General features: G+C 40.0%; 12 protein-coding genes. All 12 read left to right on the top strand.

Features of this window, described 5'->3' with window-relative positions:
• The coding region (locus L323_RS38140; protein ID WP_020816937.1) for a sialate O-acetylesterase at positions 1–1,174 on the top strand (1,174 nt) is incomplete at its 5' end.
• Positions 1,175–1,320: 146 nt separating this feature from the next.
• Positions 1,321–4,800: a glycosyl hydrolase family 95 catalytic domain-containing protein gene (locus tag L323_RS38135; protein ID WP_020816936.1), complete on the top strand. Its 3,480-nt coding sequence runs from the start codon at positions 1,321–1,323 to the stop codon at positions 4,798–4,800.
• Between the two features lie 58 nt (positions 4,801–4,858).
• Positions 4,859–6,757 (top strand): carbohydrate-binding protein, encoded by a 1,899-nt coding sequence (locus L323_RS38130; RefSeq protein WP_020816935.1) that lies wholly within the window; start codon positions 4,859–4,861, stop codon positions 6,755–6,757.
• 40 nt (positions 6,758–6,797) lie between these two features.
• Positions 6,798–8,270, top strand: a complete 1,473-nt coding sequence (locus tag L323_RS38125; RefSeq protein WP_020816934.1) for a carbohydrate-binding protein — start codon at positions 6,798–6,800, stop codon at positions 8,268–8,270.
• Between the two features lie 123 nt (positions 8,271–8,393).
• Positions 8,394–9,284 carry a hypothetical protein gene (locus L323_RS38120; protein ID WP_020816933.1) on the top strand — a complete coding sequence of 297 codons (891 nt, stop codon included), beginning with the start codon at positions 8,394–8,396 and terminating at the stop codon, positions 9,282–9,284.
• Positions 9,285–9,306: 22 nt separating this feature from the next.
• On the top strand, positions 9,307–10,443 hold the full coding sequence (locus L323_RS38115; protein WP_020816932.1) for a thioredoxin family protein: 1,137 nt from the start codon (positions 9,307–9,309) through the stop codon (positions 10,441–10,443).
• A 23-nt stretch (positions 10,444–10,466) separates the two neighbouring features.
• Positions 10,467–10,772, top strand: coding sequence for a hypothetical protein (locus tag L323_RS38110; RefSeq protein ID WP_020816931.1), 306 nt, complete (start codon positions 10,467–10,469; stop codon positions 10,770–10,772).
• A 13-nt stretch (positions 10,773–10,785) separates the two neighbouring features.
• Positions 10,786–12,468: a pectate lyase gene (pelA, locus tag L323_RS38105; RefSeq protein ID WP_020816930.1), complete on the top strand. Its 1,683-nt coding sequence runs from the start codon at positions 10,786–10,788 to the stop codon at positions 12,466–12,468.
• A gap of 14 nt (positions 12,469–12,482) precedes the next feature.
• On the top strand, positions 12,483–14,147 hold the full coding sequence (locus L323_RS38100) for a pectinesterase family protein (RefSeq protein ID WP_020816929.1): 1,665 nt from the start codon (positions 12,483–12,485) through the stop codon (positions 14,145–14,147).
• A 31-nt stretch (positions 14,148–14,178) separates the two neighbouring features.
• Complete coding sequence (locus L323_RS38095) at positions 14,179–16,665, top strand: dockerin type I domain-containing protein (protein ID WP_020816928.1); 2,487 nt, start codon at positions 14,179–14,181, stop codon at positions 16,663–16,665.
• Positions 16,666–16,893: 228 nt separating this feature from the next.
• Positions 16,894–18,729, top strand: coding sequence for an ABC transporter ATP-binding protein (locus L323_RS38090; RefSeq protein ID WP_020816927.1), 1,836 nt, complete (start codon positions 16,894–16,896; stop codon positions 18,727–18,729).
• Positions 18,726–20,540: an ABC transporter ATP-binding protein gene (locus L323_RS38085; RefSeq protein WP_020816926.1), complete on the top strand. Its 1,815-nt coding sequence runs from the start codon at positions 18,726–18,728 to the stop codon at positions 20,538–20,540. The genes L323_RS38090 and L323_RS38085 overlap by 4 nt, the downstream gene beginning before the upstream one ends.
• Positions 20,541–20,820 lie beyond the last annotated feature (280 nt).

Below are 20,820 nucleotides of genomic sequence, written 5' to 3'. Positions count from 1 at the left end.
TGACTTTCAGGCAAGAGTATCAAGTGCCACCAGCGGAGGCAAGATTGAAATAAGACTTGACAGTGCAACCGGAACCTTGGTTGGGACTTGCGCAGTTAGCGGAACAGGCGGATGGCAGGCCTTTGCAGATGCGAACTGTACTGTCAGCGGTGTAAGCGGAAAACATGACTTATACCTGAAATATGTTGGAGACAGCGGATATTTAATCAACCTTAATTGGTTTAAATTCAGCAATACACCTGTTATTACAGGTAAATTAGGTGATATAAATTCCGACGGACAAATAGATGCCATTGACTTACAAGTATTAAAAAAATATCTTCTGGGATCAGGAACAATAGAAGACACTAAGCTTGCTGATTTGGATGCTAACGGAGATGTTAACGCAATTGACTTCTCACTGATGAAGCAATATTTACTGGGCATTATAATTGAATTCCCAGGAGAAGGTACTACAGAACCAACTACTCCTAAATTCCATTGTTTCTTATTGCTTGGCCAGTCCAATATGGCCGGATATGCTGCATCACAGGCCTCAGATAAGGTGGAAGATCCTCGCGTACTTGTACTGGGCTATGATAATAACGCTGCACTGGGCAGAGTAACAGACCAATGGGATGTGGCATGTCCTCCTCTTCATGCCGCTTGGCTGGATGCCATCGGACCTGGAGACTGGTTCGGAAAGACTATGATACAAAAGGTTCCCTCCAGTGACACCATCGGGCTTATACCATGTGCTATAAGCGGTGAAAAGATTGAGACTTTTATGAAGTCCGGTGGAACCAAATACAGTTGGATTGTAAATCGTGCAAAACTTGCTCAGCAAAAGGGTGGAGTAATTGAAGGGATTATTTTCCACCAAGGCGAATCAAACAGTGGTGACACCAGCTGGCCGGGAAAGGTAAAAACACTGGTTGATGACCTTAGAACAGATCTGAATCTGGGGAACGTCCCATTTATTGCAGGTGAACTGCTTTACAGCGGCCCATGTGCAGGTCACAATACACTGGTAAATCAATTGCCTTCCTTGATTACAAATAGCTATGTAGTTTCAGCGGACGGATTAGTTGTGGATACTGCAGATACACAATACCGTCTCCACTTCGGGCATGATTCATCAGTTACTTTGGGCAAGCGCTATGCAGAAAAAATGATTCAGGCGCTGAAATGGTAAACGGTAGGGGAACTTGGGTATAGGGTGACAAGTATCAACAGCCGACACCTACATTAAAAAATAACCCGGAATAGATTCTAAAATATAAGCATAGGCCGGGACATTTTAAAAAACCGGCTTGTGTTTTTTTATTAAGGAGGCGTTTCATGAAGATAAATAAGAAATTTATCAGGAGATTCGGTGCTACTATCTTGGCGGGGGTACTCATTACAAGTGGAAATTTACCGTTTAGCGGTTACAAATCAATGGCTGCTACTCAAGACACCGTTCAAACTGAGGAGGTTATTACTCAGGATAATGACTTGAAATTATTGTACAACACCATGGCGGGGAGTAACTTTTCAGGCGACCCGTACGATATTAACGAATCATTTTACAAGGCATTACCTCTTGGAAACGGTCGAATTGGTGCAATGGTTTACGGTAACTATCCAGATGAGAGGATTGATTTGAACGAAGCTACCTTTTGGAGCAGCGGTCCCGGCAACAATAATAGAACCGGAGCAGCAAACTCTTTAAAAACTGCTCAGGATCAGTTGTTCGCCGGCCAATATAAAACCGGTAGTACCACTATTGCTAATAACATGATAGGCGGTGGAGAAGCAAAGTATCAATCAATCGGGGACTTAAAACTCTCATTTGGACACAGTTCGGTTTCAGATTACTCCAGGCAGCTTGATATGAATACCGGAGTTGTTTCAAGTGATTATACATATAACGGAAAAAAATATCACCGTGAATCTTTTGTAAGCTATCCTGACCAGATAATGGTAACAAAAATTACATGTAGTTCACCGGGCTCAATATCTCTTACAGCCGGCTACGAATCTTCACTTACCGGCCAGTATACCGTTTCTACCTCGGGCAATGATACCTTAATAATGAATGGACACGGGGATTCCGACAATGGTATATCATATGCGGTTTGGTTTTCAACCAGATCAAAGATTATTAATACAAATGGTTCAGTCTCAGCTAACAACAACCAAATATCCGTTATAAATGCAGATTCGGTAGTTATTCTGACATCTATCCGTACAAATTTTGTAAATTATAAAACCTGTAATGGAGATGAAAAGGGAAAAGCCACTACGGATATTACAAACGCTTTGACAAAATCATATAATACCTTATATAACAACCATGTTGCAGACTATCAGAACTTATTTAAGAGAGTGGATGTAGACTTAGGTGGTAGCGGCAGCGAAAACAGCAAACCTATGGGTCAGCGTATATCTGAATTTGGCACAACAAATGACCCCAAATTGGCAAAAGTGCTTTTCCAATACGGAAGATATTTAATGATTAGTGCTTCCCGGGATTCTCAGCCCATGAACCTTCAGGGAATCTGGAATAAATTCCGCAATCCTGCATGGGGTTGTAAAATGACCACTAATATAAACTATGAAATGAATTACTGGCCTGCCTTTACTACAAATCTGGCCGAGTGCTTTAAGCCATTTGTTGCAAAGGCAAAAGAACTTCAGGCTCCCGGTAATGAAACTGCCCGTGCCCATTACAACATATCAAACGGATGGGTATTACACCATAACACCGACTTATGGAACAGAACCGCTCCTATTGACGGTGAATGGGGCTTCTGGCCAACCGGTGCCGGTTGGGTTTCCAATATGCTGTATGATGCATACAACTTTAATCAGGATACAGCGTATTTGAACGAAATCTATCCCGTAATAAAAGGAGCAGCGGATTTCTTACAAACTCTGATGCAGTCCAAAAGCATAAATGGGCAAAACTATCAGGTTATCTGTCCGGGTACTTCACCTGAACTTACACCACCCAGTACCAGCGGAGGGCAGGGGGCTTACAACAGCTACGGTGTAACTATGGACAATGGAATCAGCCGTGAACTTTTCAAAGATGTAATTCAGGCAGCGGGGATATTGAATGTTGATTCTACTTTCCGTTCAACCCTCCAATCCAAGGTTTCACAGATTAAACCTGATACTATAGGCAGTTGGGGACAATTGCAGGAATGGGCTTACGACTGGGACAGCCAGTCCGAGAAAAACCGTCATATTTCCTTGGCGTACGACCTATTCCCGGGATTGGAAATAAACAAACGGAATACACCTTCTATTGCCAATGCAGTAATTAAATCCTTGAATACTCGCGGTGACGTTGGAACAGGTTGGTCCGAAGCTTGGAAATTAAATTGCTGGGCAAGACTGGAAGACGGAGCCCATGCATACAATCTTGTCAAACTGCTGATTACACCTGTAAATAAAGACGGACGACTCTACGATAACTTGTGGGATGCACATCCTCCGTTCCAGATAGACGGTAACTTCGGATTTACCTCAGGAATAGCTGAAATGCTTTTGCAAAGTCATAATAATGAAATTCAACTTTTGCCGGCCTTACCAAGCCAATGGTCAACCGGACATGCTGATGGTCTTTGTGCCCGTGGAAATTTCACTGTTACAAAAATGAATTGGGAAAATGGTGTTTTAACCGGTGCTACTATTAAATCAAATTCAGGCAATGTTTGTAATGTTCGTTACGGCAACAAAACCATAAGCTTTCCGACAAAGAAGGGATACACCTATCAGTTGGATGGTTCATTACGATTAGTAGAATCAGGTACAGTACTGACAAATGTGGCCTTGAATAAGACTGCCACTGCTTCTGGGTCTAATTCCGGTGAAGAGGGCGGAAAAGCTGTCGATGGTTCAACTACTTCCAAATGGTGTCATGATAACGGTATTAGCGGCGAATGGCTGCAAGTCGATCTTGGCGCAAAGTATGATATCAGTCGTTGGGTTGTAAAACATTGCGGTGTTGCTGAAGCAATTAGATTCAATACCAGAGATTTCACCCTGCAAAAGAGTGATGACGGAACTACGTGGACTGATGTTGATGTAGTTTACGGAAACCAGCAGAATATAACCGACAGAAATGTTCCGACCTTTAATTCAAGATATGTGCGCCTGTATATCAATACAGCCACTCAGGATAACTCCGGCGGTGCCAGAATTACTGAACTTGAACTCTGGGGCAAACCCAGCGTCGATATTCCAAAATCTGCGTTTTCACAGATAGAAGCAGAAGAGTTCAGCAGCCAATATGGAGTACAAGCTGAAACCTGTAGCGAAGGTGGACAAGATGTTGCATTTATTGAAAATGAAGATTTTGCTGTTTATAGCAATATTGATTTCGGAGAAGGTGCCCAAAGCTTTCAGGCAAGGGTATCAAGTGCTACCAGTGGAGGAAAGATTGAAATCAGGCTTGACAGTATTGACGGCCCCTTGGTAGGAACTTGTCCAGTTATGGGAACAGGTGATTGGCAGAATTGGTCTGATATAACCTGCAATGTCAACGGAGCAAGCGGTAAACATGATTTATACCTGAAATTTACCGGGGACAGCGGATACCTGTTCAATCTTAACTGGTTCAAATTTTCTAATGCACCAATTGTAACAGGGAAACCGGGAGATATAAATAATGACGGAGAAATAGATGCAATAGACTTATTGTTGTTAAAAAAATATCTATTGGGATTAGAGACAATAGAAAATTCGGAATTGGCTGATTTGGATGCAAATGGTGAGATAAATGCAATTGATTTCTCACTGCTGAAGAAATATCTGCTTGGGACAATATAGTCATTTTAGCTAAGAATCAAATCGGTTAATTATTACAATTTAATAGGAGGATAAAAATATGATAACAAGTATAAAAAAAATGTTAAGTGTACTTCTGATTTGTTTAATTGTTTTTTCGCTGGTATTTACAGTACAGGTAACGGAGGTTTCAGCAGCAAGTGATGTAACTGTTAATCTGTCAGCAGAAAAGCAGGAAATGCGTGGCTTTGGCGGAATGGTCCACACCGGTTGGCAATCGGATTTAACTGTCGCTCAAAGAGAGACAGCTTTTGGTAATGGAGATGGGCAGCTGGGTTTTACTATTTTAAGAATCCATGTTGACGAAAACAGCAGTAACTGGTCAAAAGAAGTAGCAACTGCTAAAAGTGCTATAGCACATGGCGGGATTGTTTTCGCCTCCCCTTGGAATCCTCCGACAGCAATGCAGGAAAAATTCACTCGTAATGGCACTGCAAATCAAACACGTTTGAAATATGACCAATATGATGAATATGCACAGCACCTGAATAATTTTGTAAAATACATGAAAGATAATGGAGCTCCACTTTATGCCATATCTGTTCAGAACGAGCCTGATTACGCTGAGACATGGACATGGTGGACACCACAGGAAATGCTTAATTTCATGAAAAATAATGCAGGCTCAATTACCGGCGCCAAGGTAATAGCTCCTGAATCCTTCCAATACTTAAAGAACATGTCAGACCCAATATTGAACGATTCTGCAGCCCTTGCCAATATGGATATTCTGGGCGCGCATTTTTATGGTACAAGTGTCAGTAATATGCCTTATCCCCTTTTTCAACAAAAAGGAGCGGGAAAAGAGCTTTGGATGACAGAAGTATATGTTCCAAACAGTAATGCTGATTCGGCAGATCGCTTTCCGGAAGCATTGGATGTTGCGTATAACATGCATAATGGTATAGTTGAAGGAAATTTTCAGGCATATGTATGGTGGTATATCCGCAGGTCATATGGCCCTATGAAAGAGGACGGAACCATGAGTAAACGTGGTGCAATGATGGCTCAGTACTCCAAATTTGTTCGTCCGGGATACGTAAGAGTTGATGCAACAAAGAACCCGGATACAAATGTATATATATCCGCTTATAAAGGCGATGGCAAGGCTGTAATTGTTGCCATTAACAAAGGCACTTCTGCAGTAAGCCAGAAGTTTAATTTGCAGGGTGCAACATCAGTATCTAAAGTATCTTCATGGGTAACCGACGGCAGTAGAAATGTTACAGCATCAACTTCATACACCGGGACATCTTTTACAGCTCAGCTTCCTGCTCAGAGTGTTACAACCTTTGTAGCGGACCTTGGAACCATAACCCCTGTAGAAAAAGATGCTTTTTCTCAATTGGAAGGAGAAGCTTATGACGACCAGTCCGGAACTCAGAACGGAAGCTGCAATGAAGGCGGAGAATGCCTCGGATATATAGAAAACGGCGATTATGCAGTTTACAAGAATGTTAATTTCGGAGCAGGTGCACAAAGCTTTAAGGCAAGAGTATCAAGTGCTACCAACGGAGGAAATATTGAAATCAGACTTGACAGCCCTACCGGTACTTTAGTAGGTACCTGTCCGGTTACCGGAACAGGAGCCTGGCAGAATTGGGTAGATGTAAATTGCAATGTCAGCGGAGTAAGCGGTAAACATGATTTATATCTTACTTTTACCGGGGACAGCGGATATCTGTTCAACATTAACTGGTTCAAATTCATTAATGCACCGATTGTAACGGGAAAAACGGGTGACATAAATAATGACGGTCAAATAGATGCAATAGATTTACTATTATTGAAAAAATATATCTTGGGATTAGAAGCAATAGAATATGCGAATTTGGCTGATTTGGATGCAAATGGTGAGGTAAACGCTATTGATTTCTCACTGCTCAAGCAATATCTTCTTGGCCTAATATCTGTTTTACCTACACCGAGACCAGTATAAACACTAAAACAAACTAAAAATAAGAAAGGAAGAAACAGAGATGATTAAAAAGTTAACAATCACTATTGCATTGTGTGTGATAATGATTTTCAGCTGTACAATACCTTTGTTTGCAGGTCAAAACAGAACTATTACAGCTGATCCGCCTGCAGGATTCCTTAATTACAGAGCAAATATACCACACGGAAGCTATAGTGCAGTCACATACTACTCAAATTCAGAAAAAAAGAACCGCACTATGGGAGTTTATCTGCCACCAAACTATTCTCAAAGTAAAACCTACAACATAATTTACTTTCTGCATGGAGGAGGGGGTACATATAAGGAAGGCTATGACTATTGCAGACCGGACATTATGATGGACAATCTGTTAGCTGATGGGAAAATGGACCCTGTGATTGTTGTTATGCCGGATTATAATAGCCCTGCACTTGCAAACGGTTTTGAACAGGAAATGATAAATTCAATCATTCCTTATATGGAAAGTAAATATTCAGTAATAAAGAACAAGGATGGCAGAGCGCTTTGCGGATATTCAATGGGGGGCATACATACTATTGATATTGGTTCCAAGCACTATGACACATTCTCTTACCTTGGTTGTTTTTCCGGTGCTACTGATACAACATCAGACGGACCCCAATTCTCAGCCATATATAACAATCCTACTGCTACAAATCAACAGATTAAAACATTAATGCTTAGTTGCGGTACAGAAGACTTCTATGGTATTTATGCAAAAACTGTTGCAGTTCATAATGGATTGACTCAGAGGGGAATAGACCACCTTTATCATTATTGCGGTGGGAGCCATGATGCTACTTTCTGGTCAAAAACCCTCTACCATTTTGCAATCAACATCTTCGGAAGAATAGATGGAAAAAGTAACGCAACCCCAGTCGAAAGAGATGCTTTCACAAAATTGGAAGCTGAGAGTTACAACGACCAATCAGGAGTCCAAACTGAAACCTGTAATGAAGGTGGAAGTGCTATTGGCTATATCGAAAACGGGGATTATGCTCTTTACAACAATGTCAATTTTGGTAGCGGTGCAACAAGCTTTAAAGCAAGAGTATCAAGTGCCACCAGCGGAGGTAAGATTGAAATACGACTTGACAGTGCAACCGGAACCTTAGTTGGGACATGCCCTGTTGCAGGAACCGGTGATTGGCAGACCTTTAGTGATGTAGAGTGTAATATTAGCGGGGTAAGCGGAAAACATGACTTATATCTTAAATTTACAGGAGACAGCGGATACTTATTCAACCTTAACTGGTTCACATTTACTGAAGAAAGTAATACAGTAAAACTAGGTGATTTAAATGCGGACGGGCAGATAGATGCAATTGATTTTCAAATAGTGAAAAAGCACCTGCTGGGACTGGGAACAATTGAAAACACAAAAGTGGCTGATTTAGATGCCAATGGCACAGTGGATGCACTGGATCTTTTACTGCTAAAACAGTACTTACTGGGCACTATAACTGTTTTCCCCGGACAAGGTGCAGCATAATGCAATAGTTATCTGCCAGGATAGTTAAAGTGATATTCCAGTCAGGTTAATTAGCTTAATAAAGAGCGTTGCCTGATTGGAATTCACAAATAAAGTAAATTGAAATAGGTGGTGGTGGAGTATATGAAAAAACATGTTATTCCTGCGGTGCTTGCTATAGTTGTTCTGATAATAGTTTTAACAGCCTCATGCTCGGACCGCCGCAAAAGTTTTGAGCTTTTGTCAGGTGATGCAATTCCCTCAAATGCAAAACTATTCAGTGTTTCCGGTGAAGCATATAAAATAAGTGATATAAAAAGCAAATATAAAGTAGTGTTCTACCTTGACAGTACAAATGAAGATTGTATGAAAAGGCTGGACTGCATTTCAAAAACAATTAGTCTTCTTAGCTGTAAAGATATCGGTTATTTATTAGTTTGGGAAGACAGTATACCTGTAGAGGATATACAAAAAGCAGGAATTGATGAAAGGTATAATTATTCTCTAAAACACAAGGTCAGTCTGAGTGAATCAAAGCCAAATGCTTTTCTTGTGGATGAAAAGAATAAAATTGTAATGGTAACGGGCTACAGCTACATATCTTTAATAAACGAATTAATCAATTTGAACGGGAAAACAGATTTAAGTGTTAAGGCAGGAGAATTGATTGTAAATAATGTATCCAAGTCAGCTGATTTTCCCGGTAATGACAACGGAAAGACACTTCTTATGTTTATGTCATCAGGCTGCAAGATATGTAGAGTCAGTGAAGATATTGTGAGTAAAAATATTAATTCCATGGGGAAAAAAATAAATATAATAACTGTACGCCCGGATTTTGATACAAGACATTCATATGATAAGAATTTTGAAATTGACCCTCAGCAGATATATTTTAATATATTCAGTGATAAACAGGGTATCCAAGCTGTAAACCGAAAATACCCAATGTTTTTAATAATAAATAACGACTATTCTGTTGAGAAACTATTTACAGATGCCAATGAGGCAGTTAAATACATACTGGGATTATAAACTGGCATATGGGGAGTATACGATGAGAAAGTTTGCGCTTTTCCTTTTAGTATTGTTATTGTTGGCACATGGAAGTGTTTTCAGGTCTTGGGCTGAAAGTGAAAATAAAGTCACGTCAGTATACTTTTACAGCCCTACATGTGCCTCCTGTAGTAGTATGTCGGACTTCCTTGAAAATTTTAGTGAAAGCCATAAAAACCTTGATTTAAGGAAGTATGATATATCTGATTTGAGAAACAAAAGTCTGTTGGACAAGTATAGTGAAGCATACAAGGTTTCCCCAGAAGATGAGGGGATTGTTCCTGTTATTTTTATCAGGGACAAATATTTTACAGATGAAGAGTTCATTAGAACTAATCTTGAAAAAGTGTTAAATACCCCCGGAGCCAAAACACTAGAGATTAATATTTTGTCAGAAACCCATGAAAAAGATATTAGGAGGTTTAAAGGCTTTACGACTCCAAGCGTATTCCTGGCAGGTGTTATTAATGGTTTAAATCCCTGTTCCTTGTCCATGCTGCTGTTTTTTTTATCCCTTTTAACTGTAAAAAAAGAAAAAATACTGAAAATAGGAATATCTTTTATTTCAGGCAAGTTTCTTGCATATTTACTGTTGGGAACAATTCTATTCCGGTTTTTGTCAATGTTTGATTTCAGGCTATTTAATACATTATTTAAGATAATTTTCGCAGTTGTGCTACTAGTCCTGATTGTTATGAGCATACAGGATTATTTTGCAGCTAAAGCTGAAAGATATGACAAAATACGTCTGCAACTTCCCGAAGTACTTAGAAGGTTCAATCATGGGGTAATAAAAAAAGTATCCGGCTTTTCGAACCTGAAAATAATATTGTTATTAGGCTTTCTGCTGGGAGTGATTATATCCCTGGGGGAGTTTCTGTGTACAGGGCAAATCTATCTTGCTACTATTATTACAATTTTTCAGACAAATTCCCAGTTAAGCCTGCAGGCGTTGAGTTCCCTTCTTGTGTATAATTCAGGAGTCATTTTGCCCCTTATCATATTGCTATTTCTGGTGTACAAGGGCAAAGAAATTTTTGATGTCTCAGAGGCAATAAGGGAACGGCTTCATATCATAAAGATAATAAATTCACTAATTTTGGCTTTATTCTTTATATTAATTCTTTTGTTTTTTTAAGCTAAATTGGAGGTGTAGGCCACATGCAGCCTAGAAGAATAGTATTTATTGATAAAAAAGGCAGTACCAAGCATGAATGTAAATTAAATTCGCTGCCTTTTAAAGACGAAATAATCATTGAAAAGAGTATTGAATTGTTTAATGACCGAGAGCCATGTATTATTCACAGGTCATATATAATGAAAAAACTTATGCTGGAAATAAACGAATATTTCAACGAAGTGCTCCCCCTAGGTAAGGGACAAATTGTATTGGAGGAGATACCAAAAAATATTAGAGAGCTTTTGAATATAAGCAATGAAGTGGTTAAAATTCAACTTGATTTGTAAGGAGGTATTTTAAATGCAAAAAAGCATTAAAACTCAAATTCCAAAGGCGTTGTATGTAACAATGCTGGTTTCGGTTTTATCTTTAATTTTATTATTTCCCAAACACGCATTTGCTTCAACCCCGGATTGGAGCAGTGTATTTAAAAATTCAGACTCATGGTTTGGCAGTTCAGATGGAATTGCACTTGCAGACAGTATAGTTCAGTACCAGCTTTCAGACGGAGGCTGGAGGAAGGACATGACTACAAGTACCAGCGGGTCATGGGGTAAATCTACAATAGACAATGATACTACCACTTCTCAGATAAAAGTTTTAGCAAAGACTTATAATCAGACCAAAAACACAAAATATCTGACTGCTTGTCAAAAGGGTATTGACCTTTTACTGAACGGACAGTATTCCAACGGTGGATGGCCCCAAGTATTTAACGATGCAGGAACATATCATGCACACATAACCTACAATGATAATGCAATGATTCATGTTATGAACTTATTAACCGATGTATCAAAAAAGTCAGGGGATTATACCTTCATAGACTCCACCAGAGCCTCAAGAGCAAGCAGTGCAATTCAAAAAGGTATCCAATGTATATTAAACACACAAATAATTGTAAATGGTGTAAAAACCGCATGGTGTCAACAGCATGACGAAGTGACGCTGAAGCCTGCAAGTGCCAGGGCCTATGAATTGCCCTCCAATTGTACCAGTGAGAGTGTGGGTATAGTAAATTATCTCAAAGGAATCAGCAACCCAAGCACCGAAATAACAAACGCAATAAACTCTGCTGTTAACTGGTTTGCACAGGTTAAAATACTGGGGATTAAAGTAGTTGACACAGGAGATGACAGAGTAGTTGTCAGTGATCCTTCAGCACCGCCTATATGGGCACGTTTTTATGAACTCGGTACCAATAGGGCAATGTTTGTTGACCGGGACGGCTCAATCCATTATCAAATGTCAGAAATAAGTCAGGAAAGAAGAGACGGTTATGCTTGGTATGGTGATTGGCCCAAAAACCTAGTTAAAGATATCATTATACCCACACCAGAACCTATTCCCGATGGACAATATATCAAATCTCTGCTTGTAAACGATACGGATAATGCTGCAGATTGGTCTGTTCAAACCAATTTACAGGTGGGAGATATAATATACGGAGACAGAACCTTCAAATTTGTTCAAATTCCCCAAAGCCTTGCAGGTGCTGAATGGATAAGAACAGCATGTGATTCGAAACTATACGCATCAGATGAAGCCTCCTTTACTACCAAATCAGATTTAACTGTTTACGTGGCCCTGGACACAAGGGTTACCAGCATACCTGCCTGGTTTAGCAGCTGGACAAAAACCGGCGAAGCATTAAGCACGGATAATGCCGTAACATACAATATCTATAAAAAGGATTTTACTGCCGGTTCAAGCGTGGTACTTGGAACTAACGGGGCATCCTCCAGTGTAGTGAATTATACCGTGGTCGTAAAACTTAAATCAGCACCGGTGATTCTAAATGGTGATGTGAATAGAGATGGAGCAGTAGATGCATTGGATTTTGCACTGATAAAGAGGTACATACTGACCGGAGTAACTGACGGAATGGATTTACAGGCAGCAGATGTAAATAAAGATAACTCCGTAAATGCAATTGATCTGGCACTCATCAAAAGTTATATTTTGTTCAATACAAATATATAAGGGAGGGGCGACCGATGAAAAGAAAAAGATTTTTTCAGTTAGTTTTGTTTCTTATCTTTGTGCTTCAAACCATGGTTGGCTCATTTTTGTTGTCTAAAGTGGGAGCGGTGTCCTATGATATGGTTGTAGCAAAGGACGGAGGCGGTAATTATACTACGGTACAGGCAGCTATAAATAGTGTGCCGTCCAATAGCCAAACCAGAACAACCATATACATTAAAAACGGTACATATAAAGAAAAAATAAATATACCTTCAACTAAAATTAATATTTCGTTGATTGGACAAAGTAAAGCAGGAACGATTTTAACCTACAATGATGCAGCCAGTACCAAAACATCCTCAGGAGGAACATTAGGTACAACGGGAAGTGCCAGTGTTACTATTGCAGGAGCAGGATTTCAGGCTGAGAACATAACTTTTGAAAATTCATATGATGAGGCGGCCAATGGCAGCAGTCAGGCTGTGGCTGTTCTTGCCAAAGCAGACAAGATGATATTCAAAGGCTGTTCCTTTAAAGGGAATCAGGACACACTGTATGCAAACGGGGATGCTTGCAGGCAGTATTATTACAACTGTTATATTGAGGGGGATGTGGATTTCATATTTGGCTCGGCAAATGCGGTATTTGAAAGCTGTGAAATTTTTTCTCTCAACAGAAGCGGAGGATGTGTTACGGCACCCAGCACCAAGGCAAGTCAGAAGGGATATCTTATATACAAGTGTAAGCTGACAAGCAGCGCAAGTCCCAAAACCATTTATCTGGGAAGACCTTGGATTCCAAGTTCTGACACTGTTCAGACAACCCCGAAGGTATTGTACCGGGAATGTGAATTAGGCTCTCATATTGCTGATGCAGGATGGACTGTCATGTCAGGCAACAATCCTGCAAACTTTGAAATGTGGGAGTATCAAAATTACGGCGCAGGTGCAAATACATCCAGAAAGCAGCTGCCTTCCTCAAGAGCAGCAGAGTATACAATGGAGAAATTCCTTTCAGGTTCCGACGGTTGGAATCCCAATGTAAACGAAAATATCCCTGTGCCGATTCCGGACGGACAATACATAAAGTCGCTGGTTGTAAACGATACCCTAAATGTCGCAAACTGGTCTATTCAGTCAAATATGCAGGCGGGAGACTTAATATACGGCGACAGGACATATAAATTTACACAGATTCCACAAAGTCTTATGGGTTGTGAATGGATAAGGACGGCATGTGATTCCAAAATGTATACCGCCGATGAAGCCTCCTTTATAACAAAATCAGATATAACGGTTTATGTTGGCTTGGATACCAGAGTAACAAGTACTCTTGGTTGGCTAGGCAGTTGGACTTCAACGGGGGAGACCTTGGTAAGCGATAATAATGCGGTTGTTTACAATCTGTACAAAAAGGATTTTGCAGTAAATTTCCTTGTGACACTGGGAACTAACGGAGCATCCTCAAGTACCGTAAATTATGCGGTTATTGTAAAGTCTCAAACATCTGATGTCCTTTCAGGTGATGTAAATGAGGATGGAACAGTAAGTGCCTTGGATTTTGCGTTACTGAGGAAGTACATATTGACCGGGATATCTGACGGTATAAATTTAACAGCTGCAGATGTGAATACCGACGGGTCTGTAAATGCTTTGGATTACGCACTGTTAAAGAGCTATTTATTAAATGGTAATTAAATAAAAATAAATTCATAAGGAGGGGTTAAATATGTTAAGAAAGGTGTTTCTGGGCTTTTTGATTTGTGTAATGCTGGTAACTTGTTGTAGCTTTCAACAAGCAGCATTGGCTGCAACAACACGCCAAATGGAAAATTTGGATAGGGGTGTAGTGGCAGTTAAAGTCAGCAATGGTGTTTTTGTAAGTTGGCGCGTGTTGGGAACTGAAACCGCTGATGTAACCTATAATCTTTACCGGGACTCAGTGAAGTTGACCAACATATCCGGGGCAAGCAACTATGTTGACAAATCAGGGACTGCAAGTTCAAAGTATTCTGTAAGTGCCGTAGTAAACGGCAGTGAACAGCCAATATCACCATCAGTAAGTGTATGGGGAAGTAATTTTCTGCAGATTCCTCTCCAGATTCCGGATGGAGGAACGACACCTGACGGAGTGGCTTATACATATAGTGCCAATGACTGCAGTGTCGGGGATTTGGATGGTGACGGACAATATGAAATTATTCTGAAATGGGATCCGTCAAATGCAAAGGACAACTCCCAAAGCGGCTATACCGGGAACGTGTACATTGATGCCTATAAAATGAACGGTAAACGTCTATGGAGGGTTGACCTGGGGAAAAATATCCGTGCAGGTGCCCATTATACACAATTCATGGTATATGATTTGAATGGTGACGGTAAAGCTGAAATGGCATGTAAAACGTCAGATGGTACAAAAGATGGTATAGGTAATGTAATAGGCAATGCCGGTGCAGATTACCGTAATTCATCAGGATACGTACTTTCAGGTTCTGAATACCTGACCATATTTGAAGGAACCACGGGTAAGGCTCTTTACACAGGGAACTATGAACCTGGCAGAGGTACTGTTTCCAGTTGGGGAGATTCATACGGTAACCGTGTAGACCGTTTTCTGGCATGTATTGCATATCTGGATGGTGCGCACCCCAGTCTTGTTATGTGCCGGGGATACTATACAAGGGCAGTATTAGTTGCTTACGACTGGAATGGCTCGACGTTAACCAAACGTTGGACCTTTGACAGTAATAGCAGCGGTAATTCCGGTTATGCCGGACAAGGTAACCACAATCTTAGTGTAGCTGATGTGGATGATGACGGAAAGGACGAAATAATCTACGGTTCCTGTACCATTGATGATTCAGGAAAGGGACTGTACACTACAGGTTTGAGGCACGGGGATTCAATGCATCTGGGTGACCTTAATCCAAACAGGCCGGGACTTGAAGTCTGGTCCTGCCATGAGGACACAGCCGGCAATGGGGGAGTAGGTGCATCCTTCCGGGATGCTAAGACAGGAAGTGTGATTTTCAAGTTTGAGGCATCCGACGATGTTGGAAGGGCATGTTCAGCAGATTTGACCGCACAATACCCGGGTGAGGAGGTATGGGCTGCAGGCTCACCGTTGTACAGTTGTACAGGACAGAATATCGGCTCTGCGCCTTCCCAGAAGAATTTCGCGATTTGGTGGGATGGTGATGAACTTCGTGAGCTGCTAGACGGTACAAGTATAACTAAATACGGCGGAGGAACATTGCTTTCAGCAGGAGGATGTTCTTCCAACAACGGAACAAAATCTACTCCCTGTCTTCAGGCGGACATTCTGGGAGACTGGCGAGAAGAGGCTGTATGGAGAACATCCGATAACAAATATTTAAATATTTATACTACTACAGATTTGACAAGCAGACGTATTTATACCTTAATGCACGATCCTGTATACAGACTGGGAATAGCTTGGCAGAACGTAGCATATAACCAGCCTCCCCATACCGGCTTTTTCCTGGGAAGTGGCATGGCAACACCTCCGCAGCCTTCTATATATCTGGCAGGAGGTAATCCGGTTACTGTTGATGGTAAACTGATAAAGGCGTTAACAGTAAATGATACCGAAAATTCCGGTGACTGGTCAATCCAACCAAATCTGCAGGTTGGCGACTTGGTATACGGTGACAGGACATTCAAATTCACCCAGCTTCCACAGAAACTTACGGGTTCCGAATGGATAAGGACAGCATGTGATTCAAAAATGTATACGGTAGATGAAGCCTGCTTTACAGCAAAATCAGATATTTCGGTTTACGTAGGTTTGGATACAAGGGCAACAAGTATTCCGACATGGCTTAGTAGTTGGACTGCAACTGGGGAAACCTTGGTAAGCGATAATAATTCGGTTGAATACAATCTCTATAAAAAGGATTATGCAGCAAATTCCCTTGTAACCCTTGGCACAAACGGTGCTCTCCCTAGCATAGTTAATTATGTTGTTATTGTAAAGACACAGACAGCCGATTTCCTTTTAGGTGACGCAAATGGTGATGGGGAAGTAAATTCTCTTGATTATGCTATGCTCAAGTCGTATCTGTTGGGAAAGATAACTTTATCGCAGGAAGCCATGAAGACGGTAGATTTTAATAATGATAATACAATAGATGCTATTGATTTGGCCCTGTTCAGGATTTATATACTAGGCGGGCCTATAATATATACCAATTGATAGGTAGGCATTTCAGCAAATAAATACAAGGGGCCGGGAGGTAAAAACTTCCCGGCCCCTTGTATTTATTTTTACAGTTTATAAGTGGTGCTAAATACCGCTAAATTCAAATATTTACATCACAGTTTTTATTTGCTATATTATATTTTATATGCCTTGGAATGTTTTTATCACTTAATATAAGACTTTTATAATAGCTGTTTATTAATTCTTGTTAGGGGGATTTATTTGGAAAAGAAATCAAAAGAGGTGTCGAATTTAGCTTCAATAAAGAATAACATCTTTGCTTTGAAAATAGCATGGAGTATTACTAAAAGCAATGTAATCCATGCATTGATACTAAATATCTTAGGATATTTTGAATGGGTGTTTTTCAGCACAATTTTTATGAGGTACATAATCAATGCATTTGAAAAGAAAATGAGCTTTCACAGTATAATGGTATTTATATTGATTTGCGGGGCGGCATTTGCACTAATTGGATTATACCGTAGCTATGTAAACAACGTTGCGTTTCCCCTGAACAGCACTAAAACCTACGAAGGACTGTATCTGAGACTGTATCAGAAGGCTAGAAATGTTGAACTGAGCTGTTTTGAAGATGTGGAATTCTATAATAAATACACTATGGCAGTTGACGGTGCCGGGGATAAAATTGCAAGCGTTGTAAGAAATGTGTGGGGTATATTAGTAGGTATATTCGCAACTGTCGCAGTATTTTTTTCCATGTATGACATAGACAAGGTAGCTGTGTTGTTTGTGGTTTTTCCCATAATAGGGAATTTTGTATTCGGCGGCATTATGAATAAGCTGGAATTGAAAAGGTACAGGGAAGGCATACCTAGTGAGAGAGTTTTCCAGTATGTAAACCGGGTTATGTATCTGGCTGAATATGCCAAGGAAATGAGACTATCCAATGTATACAGCCTGATAAAGGAAAAATATAACGAAGCTATAAAAAAGACTATTAGTATAGCAGATAAATATGCACCTAAATTAATCCCAATGGAAGTACTGAAAGTTGTATTTACATTTTCCGTAATTTTTGAGGGTGTCCTTCTTTATGGCGCTTACAGAGCAATTGTTGTAAAGAGTATTTCTCTTTCGGAACTTGCAGTGCTTTCAAGTACGATGGTGTCTGCCACATGGATTTTAATAGGGCTGTTTAATAATATAGTGGAGGCTATGAAGAACGGGCTGTTCGTCAATAACCTCCGGACCTTTATTGAATATAAGGAAGTTATTCCCGAAGACTGGGACGGGGATATTCCTGAGCCTGTTATTTCAACTATAGAATTCCGTAATGTAAGCTTTTCTTACAAAGACAGCAAGTATGCATTAAAGAATCTGAATTTTTGCATTTCAGGAAACAGTGTTGTAGCTGTTGTAGGACATAACGGAGCGGGAAAATCTACTATCATCAAGCTATTGTTCCGTTTGTATGATCCTACCTCCGGCGAAATTCTTGTAAACGGTAGAAACATAAAAGAATATAATCTTAGAGCTTACCGGCAATTGTTTGCCGCAGCCTTTCAGGACTACAAGGTACTTGCTCTCTCTGTAAAAGATAATGTTCTGATGGGCCATAAAGTTGAAAATGAGGATGAAGCCGTTATAGAAGCTTTGAAGAAAGCGGGTGTCTATGAAAAGGTTGAGACTCTGCCAAAAGGAATTAATACGATTTTAACCAAGGAATTTGACGAGGACGGAGCGGTGCTTTCAGGGGGCCAGTACCAGAAGATAGTGGTTGCCAGAGCCTTTGTTCAGAATACTCCCATCAAGGTTTTTGACGAACCCTCATCAGCTCTGGACCCAATTGCCGAATATGATTTATATAAAAGCATAATGCGTGAGAGTAAAGACAAAACCATGATATTTATTTCCCACCGTCTTTCATCAGTACGAAATGCAGACAGAGTATTCATGTTTGAACATGGAGAACTAATTGAGCAGGGTACTCATGAGGAGTTGATGAAACTGGATGGTTCCTATGCTGATATGTATACAAAACAGGCTATGAACTATCTGGCAGTGGATAAAATAGAAGAGGGGGTTGCACTATGAGTGATATGAATAAGAAACAGCCCTTTAAACAGGTCTGGGACAATAATTTGTTCATATTGAAGATCTGTTTTTCAGCTTCACCATTATATATTCTTGCTTTTATATTTGACATATTAAGAAACCAGATTTTAATTTTCCTTGAGCATACCTATGGTATCGGATATGTACTTGAATCAGTAGAATTTGGACGACCCTTTTATAAGGTCGCAGTATTTATAGTAATCCTGTTTATATTGATTGGCTTGGGTATGGTGTATGGTGCTTTTGTGAATCAGCTGATATCAAAAAAGGCATTGCCCAAGATGAAGCAGAAGTTCAAGTTTATGCTTTATGAAAAGGCACAGGAGCTGGATTTGGAATGCTACGATAATCCTGAATACTATAATGAGTTTGTTCTGGCTGTTTCCGAAGCAGACAATCAGGTGGACAGATTGTTGGAATTTCTCAACAAAATATTTACGGGGCTTACAGTGTTTATTACTACGGGAACATATTTCCTTGTAAAAGACTGGTTTTCCATAATGTTCGTTCTGGTTTCATTTATACTGTCCTTTATGCTCATGCAGGTATTCAACAAAATTAATTTTAAAATACGTTTGCAAAAAAATCCGGAGGAACGGAAAAGAGCTTATGTCAACCGTGTATTCTACCTTAATGATTATGCCAAGGAGCTCAGGCTGAACCCGGATGTGTCAGGAAAGCTCTTTGGTAAGTTTAAAGAAGCAAATAAGGCTATCTACAACATAGACAAAGCAAATGCAAAAAAGAAATTTGTTATAAGTTTTCTTAGAGACTATGTATCCAATGACTTTATCAGCGACGTGCTTTACATAACTTATCTGGTATATAAGGCCACTGTTTTAAGTGCAATTTCCTACAGCAGTGTTGTTATTTTATTTAACTCTTTCAGCAGGCTGAAACAGAGCCTCAGGACTATAACAGAAATTTACCCTTATGCCAGCGAAACAAGCTTATACATTGATAAAATCCGAAGCTTCTTAAATTATGAGCCTAAAATTGTAAGCCACAAAAAGCTTGATGTGCCTAAGACACCAAAAACCTTTAATATGGATAATGTATCTTTTGCATATAAAGAAGGAGAAAAAAGAGTAATAAATAATATAAATATGACCATTAACCCATATGAAAAAATCGCACTTGTAGGCTACAACGGTGCAGGAAAAACTACGTTAATCAAGCTGCTTATGCGCCTGTACGACGTACAGGAAGGTACAATTTCTCTGGATGGCATTAATATTAAGGATTACGACGTTGCCCGGTACCATGAGCATGTAGGAACGGTATTTCAGGACTATATGCTATATGCTGCTACAGTCAAGGAAAATGTATTGATGGATAATGCGGAAGGAGTTCCGGAAAAGCCTGTAATGACGGCACTGGAGCAAAGCGGATTTGCACAACGGCTTCAAAGCTTTAAACATGGGATTGATACTCCACTTACGGCAGAATTTGAGGAGGACGGAGTGAACCTATCCGGCGGAGAAGCTCAAAAAATTGCAATATCCAGAGCTTTTTACAAAGATTCCAGCCTGATAATACTAGATGAACCATCGTCTGCACTTGATCCTATTGCAGAATATCAGTTGAACCAATCAATGCTTGAGGCTGCTGCAAATAAAACTGTGGTGTTTATCTCTCACAGGCTTTCAACTACAAGACTGGCAGATAAAATATTTATGCTTGAAAATGGAAGGATTATTGAGGAGGGAAGCCACGACGAATTGCTCCGGCTTAACGGAAAGTATGCGGAGATGTGGCGTGTACAGGCAGGACAATATATACAGGTATAGTTGTTGTAAAATTAATTTTTATCTATCTTGATCAGTACGTAAGCATAAATTGTATCAATGGAAGCTTGGTTAAAGATATTTGCATATGTTTGTAGGCGAAGATGGATATTTTACCGGAAAACCTATCACGAAGTAGGTTTTAGCGAAACCATGAATCATGGACGATGAATGTGAGCGACGGTAAAATATCCTAGGATGAGCCGTTAGAAACTCTTGCAAATATCTTGGAAGCAATCATTGATATAATTTTATACGGGAGTACCAGTGTTAAACAGTAAAC

Origin of the sequence: Ruminiclostridium papyrosolvens C7 (genome assembly GCF_000421965.1) — a bacterium.
Classification (GTDB): Bacteria; Bacillota; Clostridia; order Acetivibrionales; family DSM-1351; genus Ruminiclostridium; species Ruminiclostridium papyrosolvens_A.
Note: the sequence above shows the minus strand (reverse complement) of the source record. Positions and strands in the feature narration are given on the sequence as shown.